Source organism: Psychrobacillus sp. (assembly GCF_056205495.1).
In genome coordinates, this window is sequence record NZ_JBAEAP010000367.1 from 1 (window position 1) to 4,277 (window position 4,277).

The 4,277-nt window shown below is 36.3% G+C and carries 5 protein-coding genes; all 5 read right to left on the minus strand.

The features are described from left to right. Positions 1-44 precede the first annotated feature (44 nt). A complete protein-coding gene (locus AC06OU_RS10980; protein WP_169358580.1) occupies positions 45-326 on the minus strand; it encodes an EscU/YscU/HrcU family type III secretion system export apparatus switch protein in 282 nt (93 codons plus the stop codon). Next, positions 323-2,164 carry a hypothetical protein gene (locus AC06OU_RS10985; RefSeq protein ID WP_475855770.1) on the minus strand — a complete coding sequence of 614 codons (1,842 nt, stop codon included), beginning with the start codon at positions 2,162-2,164 and terminating at the stop codon, positions 323-325. The genes AC06OU_RS10980 and AC06OU_RS10985 overlap by 4 nt, the downstream gene beginning before the upstream one ends. After that, positions 2,161-2,940, minus strand: a complete 780-nt coding sequence (locus AC06OU_RS10990) for a ribonuclease HII (protein WP_475855771.1) — start codon at positions 2,938-2,940, stop codon at positions 2,161-2,163. The genes AC06OU_RS10985 and AC06OU_RS10990 overlap by 4 nt, the downstream gene beginning before the upstream one ends. A gap of 99 nt (positions 2,941-3,039) precedes the next feature. Further along, positions 3,040-3,894 (minus strand): ribosome biogenesis GTPase YlqF, encoded by an 855-nt coding sequence (ylqF, locus tag AC06OU_RS10995; protein ID WP_169358577.1) that lies wholly within the window; start codon positions 3,892-3,894, stop codon positions 3,040-3,042. 77 nt (positions 3,895-3,971) lie between these two features. Beyond that, on the minus strand, positions 3,972-4,277 hold a 306-nt coding region (gene lepB, locus AC06OU_RS11000), incomplete at its 5' end, for a signal peptidase I (protein WP_475855774.1).

The window sequence follows — 4,277 nt, forward strand, 5'->3', positions numbered from 1 at the left end:
ACTTTCTCATGCATAATCTATTCTGTGATAAAAAGGACAAAATATTACTTCTCTCCTCTTTCTTTATCTACCCTATACACAAATGCAAAAACCTCTGCAACCGCCTGATAAAGTTCTTCGGGTATGGATTGGTTAATATCTAGCTTTCCTAGCAGTTCTACTAGACTAGCATCCTCCTGTATAGGTACAGAATGCTCCAATGCCTTTTCTAATATATTTTCTGCTATTTTTCCTTTCCCCTTAGCTACTACAGTAGGAGCATCCGATTGACCAGGCTTATATGTTAAGGCGATGGCTTCTTTCCTTTTAAACTTACCTTCTGTCATATCCTAATATCCACTCCTTGCTCTTTGGAAGAAGATGAGTTATTTGGCCATAAGCTCGACATTTTTTGTTGTGCAAAGGTTTTTATAAAAATTCCAGACAATTGATAACCAGCAGTTGCCAATCCCTCCTTTAATGTAGGCTTAAGTTTGTTAGCTATCGTTTCAATCGTCTGATCATCATTAAAGAGGTTAATCGTCACTATTTTATTTTGGACTTGCATATCTACTACAGTTTCTTTAAGTGAATCTAATTGAAGGTAAAACATTATTCGAGCAAAATCCGAATCTATTTTCCCATCTTCCTTCATTCTCCCATTCCATTCAAGAGTTGCATCCATTCGCTTACCTAAAAATTCTAAAGGAACTTGCATTAATAATTGATGTTGGGGACCATTTTCTCCCGACAAGAGCTGCAAACCATTCATTCGACTAATAATCGATTCGGCTCCATCTCTGACAATAGCCGAAATATTAGGCATTTGTAGCAATTCTACAAGTTGCGGCTTTAGCTGGCTTGCTAGTTGACGCACTTCATCTTTCCCGCTTGCTAACTTTCCCTCATAGCTATATCCAAGCATTTTTAGCGTTTCTTTCATTGCCATTTCAAAGGCTTTTCCATCTAGTTGACTTAGTACTGCTTGCTCTGCTTGATTTCTAAATTGGATAAGAGAAGAGTCCTTATTAATATTGGTTATTTGCTCTAAAGTTTGATTAATGGAATTGATAGTCATTCCTTTTCCCAATATAGAAACTAAATGATCTTTTGGTGTAAGTCCGTTTGAATCTATTTTAAAAACTGCTTGCTGGCTTTGCTCAGAGAAGACCTTAACTAATGAATGAGCTACTAGATTAGGTTTTGCTTCTCCTTCTTTAATATTCATTAAAACTTGTTCCTTTTGAGATGATGAAAGTAAGGGCTGATTTTGAATCCAGCTTCGCAACTGCTCAACTACTCCCAGTTTATTTTCTATATTTGGCTGCATTAGTTTGCTAATGATTTCCCCTGCCGTTTGTTTTAATGCTGGGTTATTTGAAATTGGCACCGGATTATTCAATGTCGCCTCAGAAGGTAAGATAGAAGCGGTTATAAGCTGTTGTAATATAGGTAAACGAATAGCAGATGGAAGCTGTGTATTTAGAAGAGTTTGTAATTGTTTACCTAATAGAGCACCTGCTACAGGAAGATGAAAAGGTTCTCCTATCTTCTGTAGGTTTTGTACAATAGATTCTTTTTGTGTTGGAGAAAGTTGTTGTTCCTGCTGTAATGCAGTTTTCAAATTAGTTATTAGTGAAGGAAAACCAGTAGTAGTTTTACCACTCAATAAAGTATCAAACATTTTAGAAGTCATTGGAATTTTTAACTCTATCATTTTTTGAATTGCTTCTAGTCCTCCTTTTAAAGTGGCATTAGGAGGTAAATTCTTAATCAGCTGTTCAGCCTGTATAAGTATTTCCTTAGAGATAGGTAATTGTTCTTTTATAAAAAATTGAATGATTGCCTGCATCTCACTTGATTTACTTAAATTCATTGCCTGGAGCAATTGCTGAGACTGATGGGCAAGTGAATTTCCTCCACTTAAGGGACCAGTCACAACTTTGAGCTGAATTTCAGGTGCTGCCTTTGTTACTTGAAAGAAATGAGCATCCCCAGTTTTTAAAGGGGTTTCAAGTTTTGCGATTATCTTTTGGTTCCCTATTTGAACTTCTGCTGTTTGATTTGGGAATAGGTTTTTAATTGTTCCATGTATGACTTGTCCTTCTTTCATATGGACTGATACCTTCGATGAAATAACATTTGGTGCGTTCAATTGGATGGACGAAAAAGAAGGTCCACTCATACTTTCACCTCGCTTTTTAATATAGATTTAATCGGTTCAAAAGTTTTTCGATGATGCTCACTTGGACCATGCTGCATAATCATTGCTATATGCTCCTTTGTACCATAGCCTGCGTGTTTATTGAAAAGATAGACAGGATACTCCTCGTGAAGTTTATCCATATATTCATCTCTTGCTGTTTTTGCCAAAATAGAAGCAGCTGCAATTGCTAAACTTTTAGCATCTCCTTTAATAAGGGAGTGATTTTCTATATCTATTGGTAGTTTCATAGCATCTACCAATACAACACCCGGTTGGATTTTTAAGCTAAGCACAGCTTCTGACATCGATTGTTTTGTTGCTTCATATATATTTAGCGTATCAATTTTTTCAACTGATTGAAAATGTATGAAGTAACTAATAGCATTCTCTTTTATTTTCAATGCTAATTCATTTCTTTTTGCTCTGGATATTTGTTTAGAGTCATTTAATCCTATTAAGTTACTTGTATCTTCTCTTAAAATAACCGCGGCAGTCACAACTGGACCTGCTAGCGGTCCCCTTCCGGCCTCATCCACTCCCGCTATTAGTCCACTTCGATTAACATCAAAACTTTTATCAAACATTACCTTCTCAATATGAGCTTCTTTTTCTAGTCTTTGGACTTGTTGTTTTCTCTTCCAGCTTTCCAATAATTTCTTTGCTCCAGCCCGTTGATCTTCTTCAAGTTCTTTAAACCAGTCTTCTGTGCCATCTGCAACTATTAATTTTTCTTTTATTTCTTGTAAACGTAACATTAAAATCACTTCAGCTTTCTTTTGCTTTATGTATGTATCGGTTAAAAATATTATAAATCGAGAAAACCCTCTTTACCAGAAGGTAAAAAGGGAATTTTTTCACTCATATTCATCTACAAAATCGAAAGTCAGCTTACCTAATTGCTGATTTCTTATATCACGAACAATTAGCTCAGCCACTTGATCATAGTCAATTTCACCGCCGGATGCAAAGCATCTTCTGAGTTTACCAATATGATCAAAAGTGTCTACTAAATCCTCACTGATTTTTGTAATATTATATCGCTCTTCCATTCTCTTTGGATAATGTTCTTCTAAAAAACGTAGCCCATATACTGCTAAGTCTTCCATGTTGATAACAGCATCCTTAATGGCGCCAGTTAAAGCAAGTTTATAGCCTATTATTTGGTCTTCAAATCTAGGCCATAAAATACCCGGCGTATCTAATAGCTCTATTTCCTTTTCTACTTTAATCCATTGCTGTCTTTTGGTTACACCTGGAGTGTTTCCGGTTTTAGCAATATTCTTTTTGGCAAAGCGATTAATTAAAGTAGATTTTCCAACATTCGGAATGCCTACAATCATAGCTCTAATTGGTCTAGGTTTAATCCCGCGTTCTTTCATACGGTCCCATTTAGGCTTTAAAAGCTCTTTAGAGGCCTTAAAAACCGCTTGGAGCCCTTTCCCTTCCAAAGAGTTTATCGCAACAGTAGGGTGCCCTTTTGACTCGAAATAAGCTATCCATTTTTTGGTTTGCATATCATCAGCCATATCCACTTTGTTTAGAATAAGTAGCCTTGTTTTTTGATGGACTACCTCGTCTAACATAGGATTTCTTGAAGACAATGGTAAACGTGCATCTATCAGTTCAAAAATAATGTCTACAAGCTTTAGATTCTCGGTAACTTCTCTTCTTGCTTTGGCCATATGACCCGGAAACCATTGTATTGTCATATTGCACCTCCTTCTTAAAGCACTAGCTATTTTCTAATAGCCGGGAAGAAGAATCACCTTCTTACGCACTACTTTGGTTATTTTACAAAACCAGCCTCACCAATTGGCCAAAATACTAAATTTGTTTTCCCTATAATTTCATCGATTTCAATTAAACCGATCATTCGGCTGTCTTTACTGTATAAGCGGTTGTCTCCCATAACGAAAACATATCCTTCTGGGATTTTTTTGTCTCCAGTGATACTTTCAAGCGTAAAGTCCCCAGTTAATGTACCTTCTGTTAACTCGCTCTTTTTTTGTTCTAAATAAGGCTCAGCAACTTCTTTTCCGTTAATGTAGAGCTGGTCGTTTTTATACTCTACATGATCGCCAGGAAGCCCTAT

Excerpts from the sequence above, each read along its gene's own strand:
- AC06OU_RS10980 (WP_169358580.1), bottom strand. The coding sequence starts at position 326 with ATGACAGAAGGTAAGTTTAAAAGGAAAGAAGCCATCGCCTTAACATAT.
- AC06OU_RS10985 (WP_475855770.1), bottom strand. The coding sequence starts at position 2,164 with ATGAGTGGACCTTCTTTTTCGTCCATCCAATTGAACGCACCAAATGTT.
- AC06OU_RS10990 (WP_475855771.1), bottom strand. The coding sequence starts at position 2,940 with ATGTTACGTTTACAAGAAATAAAAGAAAAATTAATAGTTGCAGATGGC.
- ylqF (WP_169358577.1), bottom strand. The coding sequence starts at position 3,894 with ATGACAATACAATGGTTTCCGGGTCATATGGCCAAAGCAAGAAGAGAA.